The organism is Streptococcus mitis (assembly GCF_003942865.1).
GTDB lineage: Bacteria > Bacillota > Bacilli > Lactobacillales > Streptococcaceae > Streptococcus > Streptococcus mitis_BI.
The window spans coordinates 20,996-37,034 of sequence record NZ_RJNZ01000002.1; the positions used below are offsets into that span (position 1 = coordinate 20,996).

Genomic DNA, 16,039 nt, shown 5'->3' on the forward strand with positions numbered 1-16,039 from the left:
TTAGAGGATTTTATCGGCCTTTATCTAAATTTTATCGTAGATTTCTTATAGTTAATTTCCTTATCCAAAAGTTTCAATAAAGGAGTAACGTATTCAGGATTTGGAAACTTAGGACCGAAAATGACTTCATCGATTTGAACATTTTCTTCTCGCTCAAGATAAAGTTTACCGAATTCAGGAGAATAATCAATTTTTATTTTATCGTTATCAGAATTTAAGTTAGCATATTGTAAAATACGTAATTCTTCTTCATACTTGTAATCAACCGATTTGAATAGGTAGCGGATTTCTTCAATACAGTCAGCGATAGCTTTTTTATAGAACGGGTCCCCAGAATTTTTATAATCCCTTAATTCTGATTTTAAATCTACCAACAATCCTTTTAGTCGCGTTACTTCTTCACTAGTGAATAGTTCAGTTTCTTCGATGTCGAATTGATCATCGGAGTAATGAACGTAAGCTACGCGATATAAATAATCCTGATTAGTATTCGGTGTAGAATATTTGTCTTCAGAATTTTGAGTATTATCATTGTCTCTAGTCGTCATCTCTTTGTTGGATTCATTTGAAGAGATATCGTTTGAAATTTCAACGCTTGAATTCATTTTGTGACTGATTTGTTTATCTGAGTTTTTTTGATACCAAGGAAGGTCACTAAGTGAATGATAATGAGCAAAATCATTCTCATTTAGTACAATACAGACTCCCTCTGCGTTATTTCCGTATTGCGACCACATGGCTAGATCATCTGTTTTGCTAGTGAAACTCATTAAAAACCAAGAACTAGGATCCAAAGGATTACGTTTTTCTAATTTTAAAATGTTTTCTAGAATTTCCCCTTCTTCAGGATCGTTCATATAGTTAGCGTTATTTAGGCGTGTCTTTCCTGAGATGGAGAATGGAGCTTTATCCTCTTTTCCTAATATGCTTTGGAGCGCTTTTCCTGAGGTATAATGACCAAATTTTAGTTTTCTATTTTTGTCTTCAGTCTTTAATCCAAGTTCATACTTGATTTGTTGGACAAGCGAATAAATTTTAATTAACTGATTGATTCTTTCTGAGTTTTCCTTGTAATGCTCTATCCAGGATTTTAAAATATCATATTTTGTATCGGAGATGATACCAATTTTTAAGGTGCGAATAAGCAAATTTTTCTCTTTTTCATCTTTCCCTTCTTCAATAGATGAATCAAAACAAAGTTTATCCAAAGCTTTTACGATATTAGTAGTGGAAATCTGAACTTGATCTTGCTTAAATTGTTTTTCGTTTTCGAGTATTTCGATGAGCATATTTAAAATTTTAATACTCTGAATAGACTCTAAGGACTGACAGATATCGTTTACGAGATTTGATTGGTCTATTTGATTATTTTTTACCAAATCCATCCGAGCTGTAAGATATTGAACAGTAATTTCTTCAGATTGTACGAATCTATCGTGTAGTCTTTTTAGTTTATCTATAATTTCAAGTTTTTCCCCTTCATTTTGTTGTTTAGTGATAATTTCGGCAAGAGCTTCAGAGTAGCATAAAGTGATTTCTTCATTTTTTTCAAAATTATAAGCTAATTTCTTTAGTTTAGAAACCGTATCATTCAATTTATCTAAGTTGGTTTGTTTCAGTGATAAATTGAATAAAGCCATAGCATATTGTAACGCAATGTCTTCAGACTGATTGAACTGCTCAAAAATTTCTTTGAGTAAATTAGTGGTATTCTTTCTCTCTTCTACATTTATTTGTTTAGCTGACAAATTGACTAAAGCCATAGCATAGTGTAACGCAATGTCTTCAGACTGATTGAACTGCTCAAAAATTTCTTTGAGTAAATTAGTGGTATTCTTTCTCTCTTCTACATTTATTTGTTTAGCTGACAAATTGACTAAAGCCATAGCATATTGTAACGCAATGTCTTCAGACTGTTTAAACTGCTCAAAAATTTGTTTGACTGAATTAGCGGTATTCCCTCTCTCTTCTACATTTACTTGTTCAACTGACAAATTGACTAAGGCCATAGCATATCGTAAAGCAATGTCTTCAGACTGATTGAACTGTTCAAAAATTTGTTTGACTGAATGAATAGTATTGCCCAGTTCTTCTACGTTTACTTGTTCAGCTGACAAATTGACTAAAGCCCTAGCATATCGTAAAGCAATCTCTTCAGAATTTTGGAACTTTAAGGTTAAAGCTTCTATTTCTGATATGGATTCCTTACGTTCTTTGATATCATTTTGTCTATTTGAAAGATTGTATAAAGCCATAGCATAGTGTAACGCAATGTCTTCAGATTGATTGAACTGCTCAAAAATTTCTTTGAGTAAATTAGTGGTATTCTTTCTCTCTTCTACATTTACTTGTTCAACTGACAAATTGACTAAAGTCTTAGCATATTGTAATGCAATATCTTCAGACTGTTTGAAGCGTTCAAAAATTTCTTTGACAGAATTAACAGTGTTTAGTAGCTCCTCAACATTTACTTGTTCAACCGACAAATTGAACAGAGCCATAGCATAACGTAATGCAATATCTTCAGACTGTTTGAAGCATTCAAAAATTTCTTTGACAGAATTAACAGTGTTTAGTAGCTCCTCAACATTTACTTGTTCAATCGACAAATTGAACAGAGCCATAGCATAACGTAATGCAATATCTTCAGACTGTTTGAAGCGTTCAAAAATTTCTTTGACAGAATTAACAGTGTTTAGTAGCTCCTCAACATTTACTTGTTCAACCGACAAATTGACTAAAGCCATAGCATACCGCAACGCAATGTCTTCTGATTCAGGGTATTGCTCATAAATTATTTTAGCTTTTTTTGCTAGAGCTTCACAGGCAGTCTTATCTGTCTCCTTGGTTGATAAGTCAAAGAGCTTATCTAACTCTGTTAAACTTTCTTTCAAATTGTATTTCTGTTCATCCATTCTATGTACCTCGCTTGAAATAGTAGCTATCTTATAAACTAATTTATTTTTCGTATGATAATTAGTTTCTATACATTTTATTATATCAAAAATGTTATCTTTCTACTAACAGATGGATGGCGTTTTTTGTTGATATAAGCACCAAAAAAACCAGACAGAGCCTAGCTTTGTATTGTTTATAGTTGTGATAGATTTTAGAACAATTAAAGGATCTTATCCGCCCGATCTACCATAAAGAGTGAGATAGTCATGATGATATCGACGAGCAAGAGGGCAGCTACAGCTGGTACCCAAGAGTGGAAAAGGTCAAAACTGTAACCAAATAGGGTTGGTCCAAAGGCTGCTAGAATATAGCCTCCTGTTTGAGATAAGCCAGACAATTGGGCAGTCTTTTCAGGGGCGCTTGTCTTGAGTGAAAAGTTGACCATGAGATAAGGGAAGAGGGCGCTGGTTGCGGTTCCGATGAGGAGATGGATGGCAAGCCAGTAAATGAAATTATTGATTGGGAAGAAGAGCATGGAAATGCCGACCACACCAGCTAGTGAAACCAGAGTGAGCATGAGCTGACGGTTACGAGTAGATAAACTGGTTGTCAGGCTTGGGATAGTCATTGAAAAAGGAATGCTAATCAGAGAGAAGATAGAAGTCAGCAAGCCAGCTTCGTGACTGGATAGGCCTGCGTGGATAGCCATGGTAGGTAGCCAGGTCATAGCGGTGTAAAAGAGCAAGGATTGAAAACCGGCAAAGACAATCACTGCCCAGACCTGTTTATTACGCATAACTTTTGTTTTGCTTTTTTGTTTGGTTTGTGGAGCCAGTCTATGATTATAGCGGTGATTAGGCAGCCAGACCAAAAAAGTTGCTAGACAGAGCAGGGTGAGGAGGATGATAAGTCCTTTCCAAGAACTGGCTTGTGTAATAGGCACAGCTAGATAGGAAGCCAGAGCCGTCGCAACCCCCATAGAAGTTACATATAAGGTGGTCAGATAACCAATTTTCTTTGGTTGATTAGCTTGGATAAGACTAGGAAGCAGAACATTGATGACTGCGATACTTGCCCCAACCATCAAGGTTCCTAGATAGAGCAGGGGCAGATTGATTAGTCGAATGAGAGAACCGATGGTCAAGAAGAAAAGGCTATAGGTAAAGAGATGCTCCAAGCCAATTTTCTGAGCTAGTCGGGTAGAAAATAGCGAGAAGAGGGTAAACATGAGGAGGGGAAGGCTGGTCAGGACACCAAGTGAACTAACTTCGACTCCCAGCCCTTGCGAAATATCTCCCAAAATAATGGGTAAAACAGTAAAAGGAGTCCGCAAGGAAACACCAATCAGGATAATACCTGGAACAAAAAAGAGTGATTGCTTTTTCATATAATACCTCTCCTAGCTGATTTTAATAACAGCTTATTTTAAGGCTTTTTCCCTATAATGTCAAGTAAGGTTTTGGGCTTTCAAGATAAAAATGGGAAAGTCTTGAAAATTATGATAAAATAGTGGAAGGAAATCTATATATTGGAGAAAAACTGTGTCTGAAAAGCAAAAAATCAGCGTATTGATGTCGGTCTATATCAAGGAAAATCCGACATTTTTAAAGGATGCTATTGAGAGCGTTCAAAATCAGACTCTGAAACCGAGCGAATTGGTTCTGGTTGAGGATGGGCCTTTGACACCTGAGCTCTATCAGGTGTTAGACCAGCTTGAAGCTGAGTCTGATATTCCAGTGAAACGCTATCCTCTTGAGCAGAATCAAGGTTTGGGTCTGGCTCTTCGACAGGGTGTTTTGCAGTGTCAGTATGATATTATTGCCCGTATGGATACGGATGATATAGCTGTTCCAGACCGTTTTGAGAAACAGGTTCAGCTAATGGAGAAGAACAACCTCGACCTATTAGGTGGCCATATTGCAGAGTTTATTGATAATCCTGATGAGATTGTTTCTTACCGTCGTGTTCCAACCCAGCATGCAGATATTGTAGCTTATCAAAGGATGAGAAGTGCCTTTAACCACATGACTGTCATGTTCAAGAAGGACATGGTTCTCAAGGCAGGCAACTATGAGGATGGACTTTATATGGAAGATGACCTCCTCTGGCTTAATATGATTGCTGCAGGAGCCAAGACTGGAAATCTGGATCAAATCTTGTGTCAGGTTCGTGTTGGGGCAGGGATGTTTGAACGTCGTGGGGGACTGCGTTACCTTAAACTCTATCGTCAGGCTCGTCAGCGCATGCTGAAGAGAGGGCAGATTTCTTACATGGAGTATGCCAAGAGTGTTACGATTCAGATGCTTGTTGCCCTTTGTCCAGGATTTGTCCGACAGTTTATTTTTATGAAACTGTTACGAAAAAGCAAGTAAAAGATTGTAGCAAATCGTAAACTGGATAAAAAGTGTTATAATAACAATATAAATATCCAGCTCTTTTAAGGAGGAGTAGATTGACATGAATAAAAAACTAACAGATTATGTGATTGATCTGGTGGAAATTTTAAATAAACAACAAAAGCAGGTTTTCTGGGGAATATTTGATATTTTCAGTATGGTGGTTTCCATCATTGTATCTTATATTTTATTTTATGGGCTGATTAATCCAGCACCTGTTGACTACATTATCTATACGAGTTTGGCCTTCCTGTTCTATCAATTGATGATTGCATTTTGGGGGTTGAATGCTAGTATTAGTCGTTACAGCAAGATTACGGATTTCATGAAAATCTTTTTTGGTGTGACTGCTAGCAGTGTCTTATCATATAGTATCTGCTATGCCTTCTTGCCACTCTTCTCCATCCGTTTTATCGTGCTCTTTATCTTGTTGAGTACCTTCTTGATTTTATTGCCACGGATTACTTGGCAGTTAATCTACTCCAGACGCAAAAAAGGAAGTGGTGATGGAGAACACCGCCGTACTTTCTTGATTGGTGCTGGTGATGGTGGGGCCCTCTTTATGGATAGCTACCAACATCCAACCAGTGATTTGGAACTTGTCGGTATTTTGGACAAGGATGCTAAGAAAAAGGGCCAAAAACTTGGTGGAATCCCTGTTTTGGGCTCTTATGATAATCTGCCTGAATTAGCCAAACGCCATCAAATCGAGCGTGTTATCGTTGCGATTCCGTCGCTTGACCCGTCAGAATATGAGCGTATCTTGCAGATGTGTAATAAGCTGGGTGTCAAATGTTACAAGATGCCTAAGGTTGAAACTGTTGTTCAAGGTCTTCACCAAGCAGCTACTGGCTTCCAAAAAATTGATATTACGGACCTTTTGGGGCGTCAGGAAATTCGTCTTGACGAATCGCGTCTGGGCGCAGAACTGACAGGTAAGACCATCTTAGTCACAGGGGCTGGTGGTTCAATCGGTTCTGAAATCTGTCGCCAAGTTAGTCGCTTCAATCCTGAACGCATCGTCTTGCTCGGTCATGGGGAAAATTCAATCTACCTTGTTTATCATGAATTGATTCGTAAGTTCCAAGGGATTGATTATGTACCAGTGATTGCCGATATTCAAGACTATGACCGTCTCTTGCAAGTCTTTGAACAGTACAAGCCAGCTATTGTTTATCATGCGGCTGCCCACAAGCACGTTCCTATGATGGAGCGTAATCCAAAAGAAGCCTTCAAAAACAATATTCGTGGAACCTACAATGTTGCTAAGGCTGTTGATGAAGCCAAAGTACCTAAGATGGTTATGATTTCGACAGATAAGGCGGTTAATCCACCAAATGTTATGGGAGCAACCAAGCGCGTGGCTGAGTTGATTGTCACTGGCTTTAACCAACGTAGCCAATCAACCTACTGTGCGGTTCGTTTTGGAAATGTTCTTGGTAGCCGTGGTAGTGTCATTCCAGTCTTTGAACGTCAGATTGCTGAAGGTGGGCCTGTAACGGTGACAGACTTCCGCATGACCCGTTACTTTATGACCATTCCAGAAGCTAGCCGTTTGGTTATTCACGCTGGTGCTTATGCCAAGGATGGGGAAGTCTTTATCCTTGATATGGGCAAACCAGTCAAGATTTATGACTTGGCCAAGAAAATGGTCCTTCTAAGTGGCCACACCGAAAGCGAAATTCCAATCGTTGAAGTTGGAATCCGCCCAGGTGAAAAACTCTACGAAGAACTCTTGGTGTCAACCGAACTGGTTGATAATCAAGTTATGGATAAGATTTTCGTTGGTAAGGTTAATGTCATGCCTCTAGAAGCCATTGATCAAAAAATTGAAGAGTTCCGAACTCTCAGTGGAGATGAGTTGAAGCAAGCTATTATCGCCTTTGCCAATCAAACCACCCACGTTGAATAAAAACAGAAAAACGCATATTATCAGGTCTGAAGAACCTTGGTAATATGCGTTTTGTTATGTAGAAACTTGCTCCATTTTCTTCTGAAATGGGGTTGTCGCCCAGTCTATGTTATTGAAAATACTCCAAAACTTCTAAGGGTTTGTGGGCGATATAATCAGGTTGATAGTTTAGTAGATCTGCCTTCTCTCCAAATCCCCAAGTGACGGCCAATTTCTGGATGCCTGTTTCTTGAGCTCCAAGCATATCAAACTTGGTATCTCCAATGATGATGGCTTGTTCTGGGGCTAGTTGATGTGTCTGCAAGGCTTGGCGAATGACATCGGCCTTATGGGGTGCTTCAGGGCTGGAACCATAAATGCCATCAAAGAAATGATGGATTCCCAAGTTTTTAGTCATGTCTTGAGCGGTTGGAGCATTCTTTGTCGTGGTGATATAAAGAGGGTAATTGCTCGATAACTTCTCAAGCAAGTCTACAATCTGGGGAAAGAGTTGAGCTTCATAGATGCCTTTTGCCTTGTAGTAAGAACGGTATATCTGGACAGCCTCAGAAATTTGTTCTTTGGAAAGGCAGGTCGCAAAACTACTTTCGAGAGGCGGTCCCATAAAACTACGAATGGTTTTGGCATCAGGACTAGGCACCCTCAGTTCCTTAAAAGTATGAGTAAAGGCATTGTGAATCCCGATAGAACTGTCAACGAGGGTTCCATCCAGATCGAAAAAGATAGCTGAGATAGAGGTCATGGTTTCTCCTATTTGATAAGCTTATTCTCCGAAAATTTCTTTTTGGAGGCGACGACCAGTTGGGGTAGCAGCAAGTCCACCTTCAGCTGTTTCACGAAAGGCAGTTGGCATGCTTGAACCCACTTGGTACATGGCATCGATAACTTCATCCACAGGGATTTTAGATTCGATACCTGCCAAGGCCATATCTGCTGCGATGAAGGCAAAGCTAGCTCCCATGGCATTGCGTTTGACGCAGGGAACTTCGACCAAACCTGCAACAGGGTCACAGATGAGGCCTAGCATGTTTTTAATGACAAAGGCAATAGCCTGGCTGGCCTGATAAGGTGTTCCGCCTGCAGCTAGAGTCAAGGCGGCAGCGCTCATAGCAGAGGCTGAACCAACCTCAGCTTGGCAACCGCCCTCAGCACCCGAGATAGAGGCGTTGTTTGCGATGACTAGTCCAAAGGCACCGGCAGCAAAGAGGAAATCCAGCTGTTGCTCGTGGTTGAGGTCTAATTTTTCAATAGCAGCAGTGAGAACGGAAGGGAGACAGCCAGCACTTCCTGCGGTCGGAGTAGCGCAGACCAAACCCATTTTGGCATTGTGCTCATTGACTGCAATGGCATTTCGGGCAGCAGAGAGAATCGTGTAATCTGATAAAGTTTTTCCATTTTTGATGTAATGATCCAATTTGGCAGCATCTCCACCTGTCAGGCCACTACGAGATTTATTTTCATTGAGGCCAAGTTGGACAGAGGCTTTCATGACTTCTAGATTGCGTTCCATGAGAAGGAGGACTTCTTCACGTTCGCGACCTGTCAATTCAAACTCTGTTGTAATCATGAGTTCTGAGACATTTCCTTGAAAGTCCAGATCTGCTTGCTCGACCAATTCTTTGATAGAATAAAACATGCTTCCTCCTATTTAAAGAAATTGACATTGTGGAGATGAGGGATTTTTCGAATTTCTTCGATAGCCTCATCACAGTTGCGACTGTCAACTTCGATAATCATAATGGCTTTTTCACCAGCTTTTTCACGAGTAACATTCATCTGGGCGATATTGATATCATAGCGTGAAAGTGCCTCTGTAACAAGGGCAATCATACCTGGAATATCTTGATGAACAATGATGATAGTCGGTGTATTCATATTGAGAGAGACGGCAAAGCCATTGAGTTCGGTTACCTGAATATTCCCGCCACCGATTGAAATACCAGTCACGCTGATGGTCTTGTGAGCATTTTTGACGGTAATTTTAGTGGTGTTTGGGTGAGGGGCATTGCTGTCTTTCTGAATGGTCCAGACAATCTTGATACCACGTTTGTGGGCAATCTCCAGACTGTTTGGGATTTCAGGATCATCTGTATCCATGCCCAAAATACCTGCAACAAGGGCTAGGTCTGTTCCGTGACCACGATAGGTTTTGGCAAATGAGTTAAAAAGTTGGAATTCGACTTCTGTCGGAGTATCATCAAAAATGGAAGAGACAATCTTCCCAATACGAACAGCACCAGCAGTATGGCTACTAGATGGGCCAATCATAACTGGTCCGATGATATCAAAGACAGATTGAAAACGAAGTGATTTCATCAGTTTCCCCTTATAAAAATTCTTATCTCTATTATATCAAAGAATGAAGGTCTTGGCTTTAATTGTGGATGAAAACCTTTTTACACTACAAATAGCATAAAAAAGCATCTTTTGTAACAAAAAATAGCTTATTTAGGGAAATAAAAAATAATTTTGTAATATTTCTACATAAAAGTGTCAAGAAACGGTAATATTTAAAGGGTATGATAGAACTATAGAAAGAAGGAGAATTTTCAAATATGAAATCAACAACTAAAAAGATTAAAACAACTCTTGCAGGAGTAGCTGCCTTGTTTGCAGTATTTGCTCCATCATTTGTATCTGCTCAAGAATCATCAACTTACACTGTTAAAGAAGGTGATACACTTTCAGAAATCGCTGAAACTCACAACACAACTGTTGAGAGATTGGCAGAAAACAACCACATCGACAACGTTCATTTGATTTATGTTGGTCAAGAGTTGGTTATCGATGGTCCTGTAGCGCCTGTTGCAACACCAGCGCCAGCTACTTATGCGGCACCAGCTGCTCAAGATGAAACTGTTTCAGCTCCAGTAGTAGAAACTACAGAAGTAGTGGAAGAAACTCCAGTAGCAAGTGAAGCAGTAGCAGAAGAAACAGTTGTATCAACAGAAGCTTCAGCACCAGCTGCAACTGTAAGCGGATCTGAAGCAGAAGCTAAAGAATGGATTGCACAAAAAGAATCAGGCGGTAGCTACACAGCTACAAACGGACGTTATATCGGACGTTACCAATTGACAGATTCATACTTGAACGGTGACTACTCAGCTGAAAACCAAGAACGTGTAGCAGATGCTTATGTTGCAGGACGTTACGGTTCATGGACAGCCGCTAAAAACTTCTGGCTTAATAACGGCTGGTATTAAGAAATAGGGGAAGAGCTTTTAATAGCTCTTTTTTCTTACATTTTAAGAAGTCTGTTCACTCTTTGTAGACAATATGACATAATCTTCTCAAAAAAGTAGTATAATGTTTTTATAGAATATAAATAGTGGTGGTTAGCATGCATGCATTATTAGCAACAAGATTAAAAAATAAGCGAAAAGAGCTGGGCTGGTCGCAAAAAGAATTGGCAGAAGGAATTTGCCAACAAACTCAGATAAGTCGAATGGAACAAGGCAAATATATGCCAGGAGCAGATTTGTTATATAAATTATCTGAAAAAATGGGCTTAAATATGGACTATTTCTTTTCAGGAGAAATTTCGAAAGAGTTTTTAGGCTTGTCTGCTTTCAAGAGATTGTCTGAAACATTGTTGGAAAATCAAGATTATGCCTCTTTGAAATATGCTTTTGAGGGAGAGAGAAAGCAACAGACTTCTTTATCTTTTGATGAAAAGATTTATCTGGACTGGATAGATGCCATTCTAACCTATCAATGTGAACATCAATTAAAACTAGCTATTTCAAAAATAGAAGACATCCTCAGTAGGATTAGTATTGAGAAAGTGGACTACTTGTATATTTTGAATACCCTGCTGATTTTCTTAGGCTATGATGAGGATAAGGAGAAATTTGAACAACTATATGAACAGGTTTCCGTAGCTCTTTCAAAAATCGATACCAGTGTGCGTGAACAAATTGAGTTGTATATCAAAATAAAATACAATTATTGTTACCACCTTTGGAAACAGGAGGAGATGGACAAGTCCAGAGCGATATTATTGGAGATGATTGAATTTTGTAACAAGTATCATAGTAGCTTTAGGCTAGCAGATTTATATTGTTTGTTGGGAAATGTAACAGAAAATCTTGCTATCTCTGTTGCTAAGGACTATTATATGAAAGCTAAGGTGCTTTATCTAATTGAAAATAATGAAGTTATGGCACTAAAGGTAGAACAATATCTGATGGATAAGTAGTCAGAGAATGTATAAGGATAGCAAAAGCTATCTTTTTTATGTGCGAAATATAACTATAATTCTTCTTTTTAAAAATATTTAATTCTATACCTTGATTACTTGACAGGTTATATATGTTGATTTATAATATAAGTGAAACTAGTTGTGTAAACGCTACCAAAAACGGTATTCTTAACTTTGTATTTAGTCGAGAATTATGATGTAGCTAGAAAAGGGGTGGAAAAATGTTTAAAAATAAGGAACTTTTTCGAGTAGTCATGATATTTGTGATAGGAATTATCCTAATTTTAATGACACCAGTCTTATTTAAAGTTGTGATGGAACTATTTTCAAAATAAATAGGCCTCTACTTGAGGCAGAGTAGTGAATCAGGAGGTTAAGTGATGAACTACAATTTAAAATATCTTTTATCAGGAATATTTATCATAGTCTTTATAGGCTTCCTAGTTTGGATGCGTTATTTTAATCAGAAGAAGGAAGAAGAGCATTCGGATGTGTCTTTTGAAACGAGGTTAGATAGTGAAGTCAAGACCTTATATAAACAACTAGGATTGGGTGAGGAGCCTCACTATTTCTTAGCTTATCGTTACCTACATCCCTGGTTTAATCTAGCAATTTTACCACCAACAGTTGAAATTCTCTTAACTAAAATAGCGCTGGTGATGGTGACTCCAGACAAACTACTGATAAGAAATCTTGGAAATGGTATGACTTTCACAAGTGAGCATCATCGTGATTTGCGACAAGGACTTATCCGCATTCCAAAATCAGAGATGAAAGAATTTGAGATTCGCAACTGGAAAAGAGCTTTTGTATTTGGCGATTTTTTGACAATTAAAACAAGTCAACAGAGCTATTATTTGCAAGTCAGAGATGATGGACTTCAAAAAGGAAGTCTTTCTACCAAACATTTCTCAGACTTGAAACGACAAGATTTTCTAGGATTATTGACAGATAAAAGAACATTCTGATAGACAATTACCCCAAAAAACGAATCTCTGAACGTTCAAAAATTCAAAAACAACACAGTATTCCTTTCAATTTGATTGTGTTCAAAATTGGAATGACAGTGTGGTTTTATTAGGAAGCTAGTTTTTGCTAGCCTCGTCTCTTCATGGGAGGTATCTCTATGAAAAAAATCAGTCATCTTTGTATGCTTCTGCTGTTGCTGTGTACCACTTTTTTTGTTTTTAATATAAACTACACACGTGAAGCGGTTCGGATTCGGGAAATGGGAAAGACTGTAGATTCTTTGGATTTGTATTTGAAAGATATTAACGAACCTGCAGCGTCTGTTCTTCGATTTTTTGAGGATGTATCAAAGGAGTACAAGGTCTCCATCATCAAAACAGACAGTGGTGATGAGGTAATCAAGTCTGGTGTTTTTGATAAAGATACCTTCCCCTACCAAGAGTTTGGGATTTCTTCTCTTGATTTTACCACAGATGGTAAAGGAGTCTACAGTAATAAAGAAATTTCTAATAAACTTGGTACGATACCGACCTTTCTAAAAGCCAAGCCTATTCAGCTTATAACTTTTCAAACCTATATCAAGGATACATCTCGTAGTTTAAATGGTCGCTATACGATAACTTCTACACAAGAGATGGATAAGGATAGGATTGTACAGAAATGGAGCGATTTTTTCAAGATAGACCAGGCTACCTTGCTAGAGCCTACCTATAAAAGTGCAGTGGAAGTCATAAATCGAGATTTGCTTTTATCTGCCATTGTTTTTGTCTTGGCTATTTTACTTCTTGTGTTAGTAACAGTTTATCAGCCGATGATGGAGATGAAACGAGTGGGGGTTCAAAAGTTACTTGGTTTTCAAAGCGGGGCGATTTTAGCTGGTTTTGTAAAGACTAATTTTTATCTTCTCTTGGGTGGAAGTCTTGTCATTGACTTGGGACTATTTTTAGTGCTGGACTACAGGCCAAAACTTCTGTTCCCAAGTTTACTCTTATCCCAATTTCTGCTTTTACAGTTGTATTTGTTTATCAGTTGGCTGACCTACCTGATGATTCAGAAAATGACAGTTAGTTCCATGTTGAAAGGTTTTTCATCTGTCAAACTTGGTCTCATCTTCAATTATGTGATGAAAATAGGGACAACTATTTTACTGACGGCCTTACTGATTGGGGTGGGCAGAAGTCTAGAACAAGAAAACAAAGAACTTGCTTATCAGCAACAGTGGGTAAGCCAAGGGAATTACTTGACCTTAGAAACCTTCCAACTCAATGATAACCTGTGGCAAGAAGAGCTAGCAGGGTCAGGGAAATCTACAGATTATTTCTACCAATTTTATCAAGATTTGCTAGCAAAAATACAAGTAAATTATGTGCGAAGTGCGAGTCTTCCTATCAAACCAGTCATCAAAGCTGAACAAGTACAGCAGTACCAACTGCCTGATAAGGTAGATGTTTACTATGCTAATAGCAATTTTCTAAAGAGCAAGGGATTCAAGTTACCAGATAACAGCACTAAAAAAGTTATTTTAATGCCAGCCAGTGATAAAGGACAAGAAGGTAAGAATCAGTTCTTGGGAAAATCCATCGCCTATCTTTCTCTGAGGTATGAAGATCAGCAAAAGCAAACAATAGAAGATATGGATGTAGAAATTGCCTACTATGAAGGAGATTGGTCTTTCTTCCCTTATAATAATGAGCGAAAGGAAAATCTCCACAATCCAATCATTAGTCTGGTAAATGATCAAGACATGATGTGGGAAGAAAAGACTCGCTTGTCAACGACAGGTTTAAACAACCCGATGAAAGTTGAAAATACAGAACAAAATCAAAAAGTGATTACGGAGTTAGTTGAGAAATTATCAGATGGGAATTATTTAAAATTTTCATCGATTCAAGCCATTCAACAAGAGAAAGTAGATTCTTATCGAGATGCAGTTCGAAATCTTAATATACTCTTTGCTTTGTTTGGTCTCCTTAGCATGATGATTTCCTACTTCTTACTAGTAACAACTTTCTTATTGAAGCGCAGGGACATTATTACCAAGAAATTTATGGGGTGGAAACTGGTCGATCGCTACCGCCCTCTTCTAGTTCTGCTCTTGTTGGGCTATAGTCTCCCTCTTCTAGTATTGATTTTCTTTGCCCATGCGCTCTTGCCACTCCTGCTGTTTGCAGGCTTTACATGTCTGGATATACTATTTGTGCTAGTATTGGCTTCTAGGATGGAGAAAAGAAGTCTAGTAGAATTATTGAAAGGGGGCATCTTATGATTGAGTTAGAAAATATTACCAAAACCATTGGAGGAAAAGTGATTTTGGATCACTTGTCTCTCAGGATTGATCAGGGAGATTTGGTTGCCATCGTTGGAAAAAGTGGTAGTGGTAAGTCGACCTTGTTAAATTTATTAGGTTTGATAGATGGTGATTATAGCGGACGGTATGAGATTTTTGGTCAGACAAATCTAGCGGTCAATTCTGCTAAGTCGCAAACAATAATCCGTGAACATATCTCTTATCTGTTTCAAAATTTTGCCCTGATTGATGATGAAACGGTCGAGTACAATCTCATGCTGGCGCTGAAATATGTGAAATTGTCTAAGAAAGACAAGCTCAAAAAGGTGGAAGAGATTTTAGAGAGAGTAGGTTTGTCAGCTACTTTGCATCAAAAGGTCTCCGAGTTATCTGGTGGCGAACAACAACGAATTGCAGTTGCTAGAGCCATCTTAAAACCCAGCCAGCTGATTTTAGCCGATGAACCAACAGGTTCTCTGGATCCTGAAAATAGAGATTTAGTCTTGAAGTTTCTCTTAGAGATGAATCGCGAGGGGAAAACAGTTATTATTGTGACCCACGATGCTTATGTAGCCCAACAATGTCATCGGATCATTGAATTGTGAAAAATACAGAAATCTTATCAAAAATCTTTAGATTTAAGGATACCTTTAAAATTTAATTTTAAAACACTCATTTATCAACATTTTTTGATTGATAAAAATAGGAAATTGGTTGTTTTTGGGAGATTCCCTAAAATTACCTCCTAACCACACGTACTAAAAAGATACTTCCTATGGAAATCGTATGACTCTTAAGCTTTGAATACTTAAGTTCTCATTGTTTTGAGCTATTCTAGCTTTAGAATCCTTCAGAACGTAAAATTTTAAGAAGTCAAAGACCTAGAATACCCATAAAACATTTATTCTATAGCAATTCTAAGTTTAGAATTATATATATATGTTCTTGAGCTGTTCAATAGTTTGGACAGCTCTATTCTGAGAAATCTGAGTTATCAATGCTTTAGAATAGTATTTCGTCAATGGATTTTATTGAAGGATTGCTTATTTTATGCTACTCTAAAATAAAACGGATTTAATGGAGCAAATGGAGAATCATTACATGAAACATTTTTTTGCAGGAATTGGTGAGATTCATTTTTTGTCACTTTTATTATATCTAGGCATGTCTACTAGCCCAATTATTGGACTAGTGATTGGACATACTAAAATAAATCTAATAAATTCTATTATTATAGCTCTTGGTATGATATTGACATTAATTTTGGTATTATCAAGAGTGTATAGAAAATATTTTTATAGAGACGATGATGACTAAAGTTTTTATCAATAAAATCAGAGGTTGGTAGATTATCAGCCTCTTTCTTGTCTTCTCCA

At 37.9% G+C, this 16,039-nt stretch carries 13 protein-coding genes; 8 read left to right on the forward strand and 5 right to left on the reverse strand.

Going from position 1 to position 16,039, the window contains the following annotated elements; translation table 11 throughout:
* Positions 1–20: 20 nt before the first annotated feature.
* Together D8845_RS01995 and D8845_RS02005 are read right to left on the reverse strand one after the other, a co-directional pair.
* Entirely contained in the window at positions 21–2,915 is a 2,895-nt protein-coding gene (locus tag D8845_RS01995) for a DUF2971 domain-containing protein (protein WP_260467926.1), read from the reverse strand.
* A 203-nt stretch (positions 2,916–3,118) separates the two neighbouring features.
* Positions 3,119–4,285, reverse strand: a complete 1,167-nt coding sequence (locus D8845_RS02005) for a CynX/NimT family MFS transporter (RefSeq protein ID WP_125452307.1) — start codon at positions 4,283–4,285, stop codon at positions 3,119–3,121.
* Between the two features lie 154 nt (positions 4,286–4,439).
* Here D8845_RS02005 and D8845_RS02010 point away from each other — a divergent pair, with 154 nt between their 5' ends.
* Both D8845_RS02010 and D8845_RS02015 read left to right on the forward strand, forming a co-directional pair.
* Entirely contained in the window at positions 4,440–5,270 is an 831-nt protein-coding gene (locus D8845_RS02010) for a glycosyltransferase (RefSeq protein WP_125452308.1), read from the forward strand.
* 85 nt (positions 5,271–5,355) lie between these two features.
* Entirely contained in the window at positions 5,356–7,206 is a 1,851-nt protein-coding gene (locus D8845_RS02015) for a polysaccharide biosynthesis protein (RefSeq protein WP_125452309.1), read from the forward strand.
* 109 nt (positions 7,207–7,315) lie between these two features.
* Here D8845_RS02015 and D8845_RS02020 read toward each other — a convergent pair whose 3' ends face one another.
* Genes D8845_RS02020 through sdaAB form a run of 3 tightly spaced genes read right to left on the reverse strand, consistent with a single transcriptional unit; the run spans position 7,316 to position 9,522 of the window.
* Positions 7,316–7,948: an HAD family hydrolase gene (locus tag D8845_RS02020; RefSeq protein ID WP_125452310.1), complete on the reverse strand. Its 633-nt coding sequence runs from the start codon at positions 7,946–7,948 to the stop codon at positions 7,316–7,318.
* Positions 7,949–7,969: 21 nt separating this feature from the next.
* Positions 7,970–8,842, reverse strand: coding sequence for an L-serine ammonia-lyase, iron-sulfur-dependent, subunit alpha (gene sdaAA / locus D8845_RS02025; RefSeq protein WP_125452311.1), 873 nt, complete (start codon positions 8,840–8,842; stop codon positions 7,970–7,972).
* Between the two features lie 8 nt (positions 8,843–8,850).
* Entirely contained in the window at positions 8,851–9,522 is a 672-nt protein-coding gene (gene sdaAB, locus D8845_RS02030; RefSeq protein WP_000838909.1) for an L-serine ammonia-lyase, iron-sulfur-dependent subunit beta, read from the reverse strand.
* Between the two features lie 239 nt (positions 9,523–9,761).
* Between sdaAB and D8845_RS02035 the strand changes: the two genes are divergently transcribed.
* From D8845_RS02035 to D8845_RS10415, 6 genes are all read left to right on the forward strand, one after another.
* On the forward strand, positions 9,762–10,409 hold the full coding sequence (locus tag D8845_RS02035; protein WP_125452312.1) for a LysM peptidoglycan-binding domain-containing protein: 648 nt from the start codon (positions 9,762–9,764) through the stop codon (positions 10,407–10,409).
* Between the two features lie 137 nt (positions 10,410–10,546).
* Complete coding sequence (locus tag D8845_RS02040) at positions 10,547–11,404, forward strand: helix-turn-helix domain-containing protein (protein ID WP_125452313.1); 858 nt, start codon at positions 10,547–10,549, stop codon at positions 11,402–11,404.
* Positions 11,405–11,787: 383 nt separating this feature from the next.
* Complete coding sequence (locus D8845_RS02045; RefSeq protein WP_125452314.1) at positions 11,788–12,375, forward strand: hypothetical protein; 588 nt, start codon at positions 11,788–11,790, stop codon at positions 12,373–12,375.
* A 158-nt stretch (positions 12,376–12,533) separates the two neighbouring features.
* Positions 12,534–14,642 carry a bacteriocin-associated integral membrane family protein gene (locus D8845_RS02050; RefSeq protein ID WP_125452315.1) on the forward strand — a complete coding sequence of 703 codons (2,109 nt, stop codon included), beginning with the start codon at positions 12,534–12,536 and terminating at the stop codon, positions 14,640–14,642.
* On the forward strand, positions 14,639–15,268 hold the full coding sequence (locus tag D8845_RS02055; RefSeq protein WP_049500733.1) for an ABC transporter ATP-binding protein: 630 nt from the start codon (positions 14,639–14,641) through the stop codon (positions 15,266–15,268). Before D8845_RS02050 ends, D8845_RS02055 begins: the two co-directional genes overlap by 4 nt.
* A 496-nt stretch (positions 15,269–15,764) precedes the next feature.
* A complete protein-coding gene (locus D8845_RS10415) occupies positions 15,765–15,980 on the forward strand; it encodes a hypothetical protein (RefSeq protein WP_042901781.1) in 216 nt (71 codons plus the stop codon).
* Positions 15,981–16,039 lie beyond the last annotated feature (59 nt).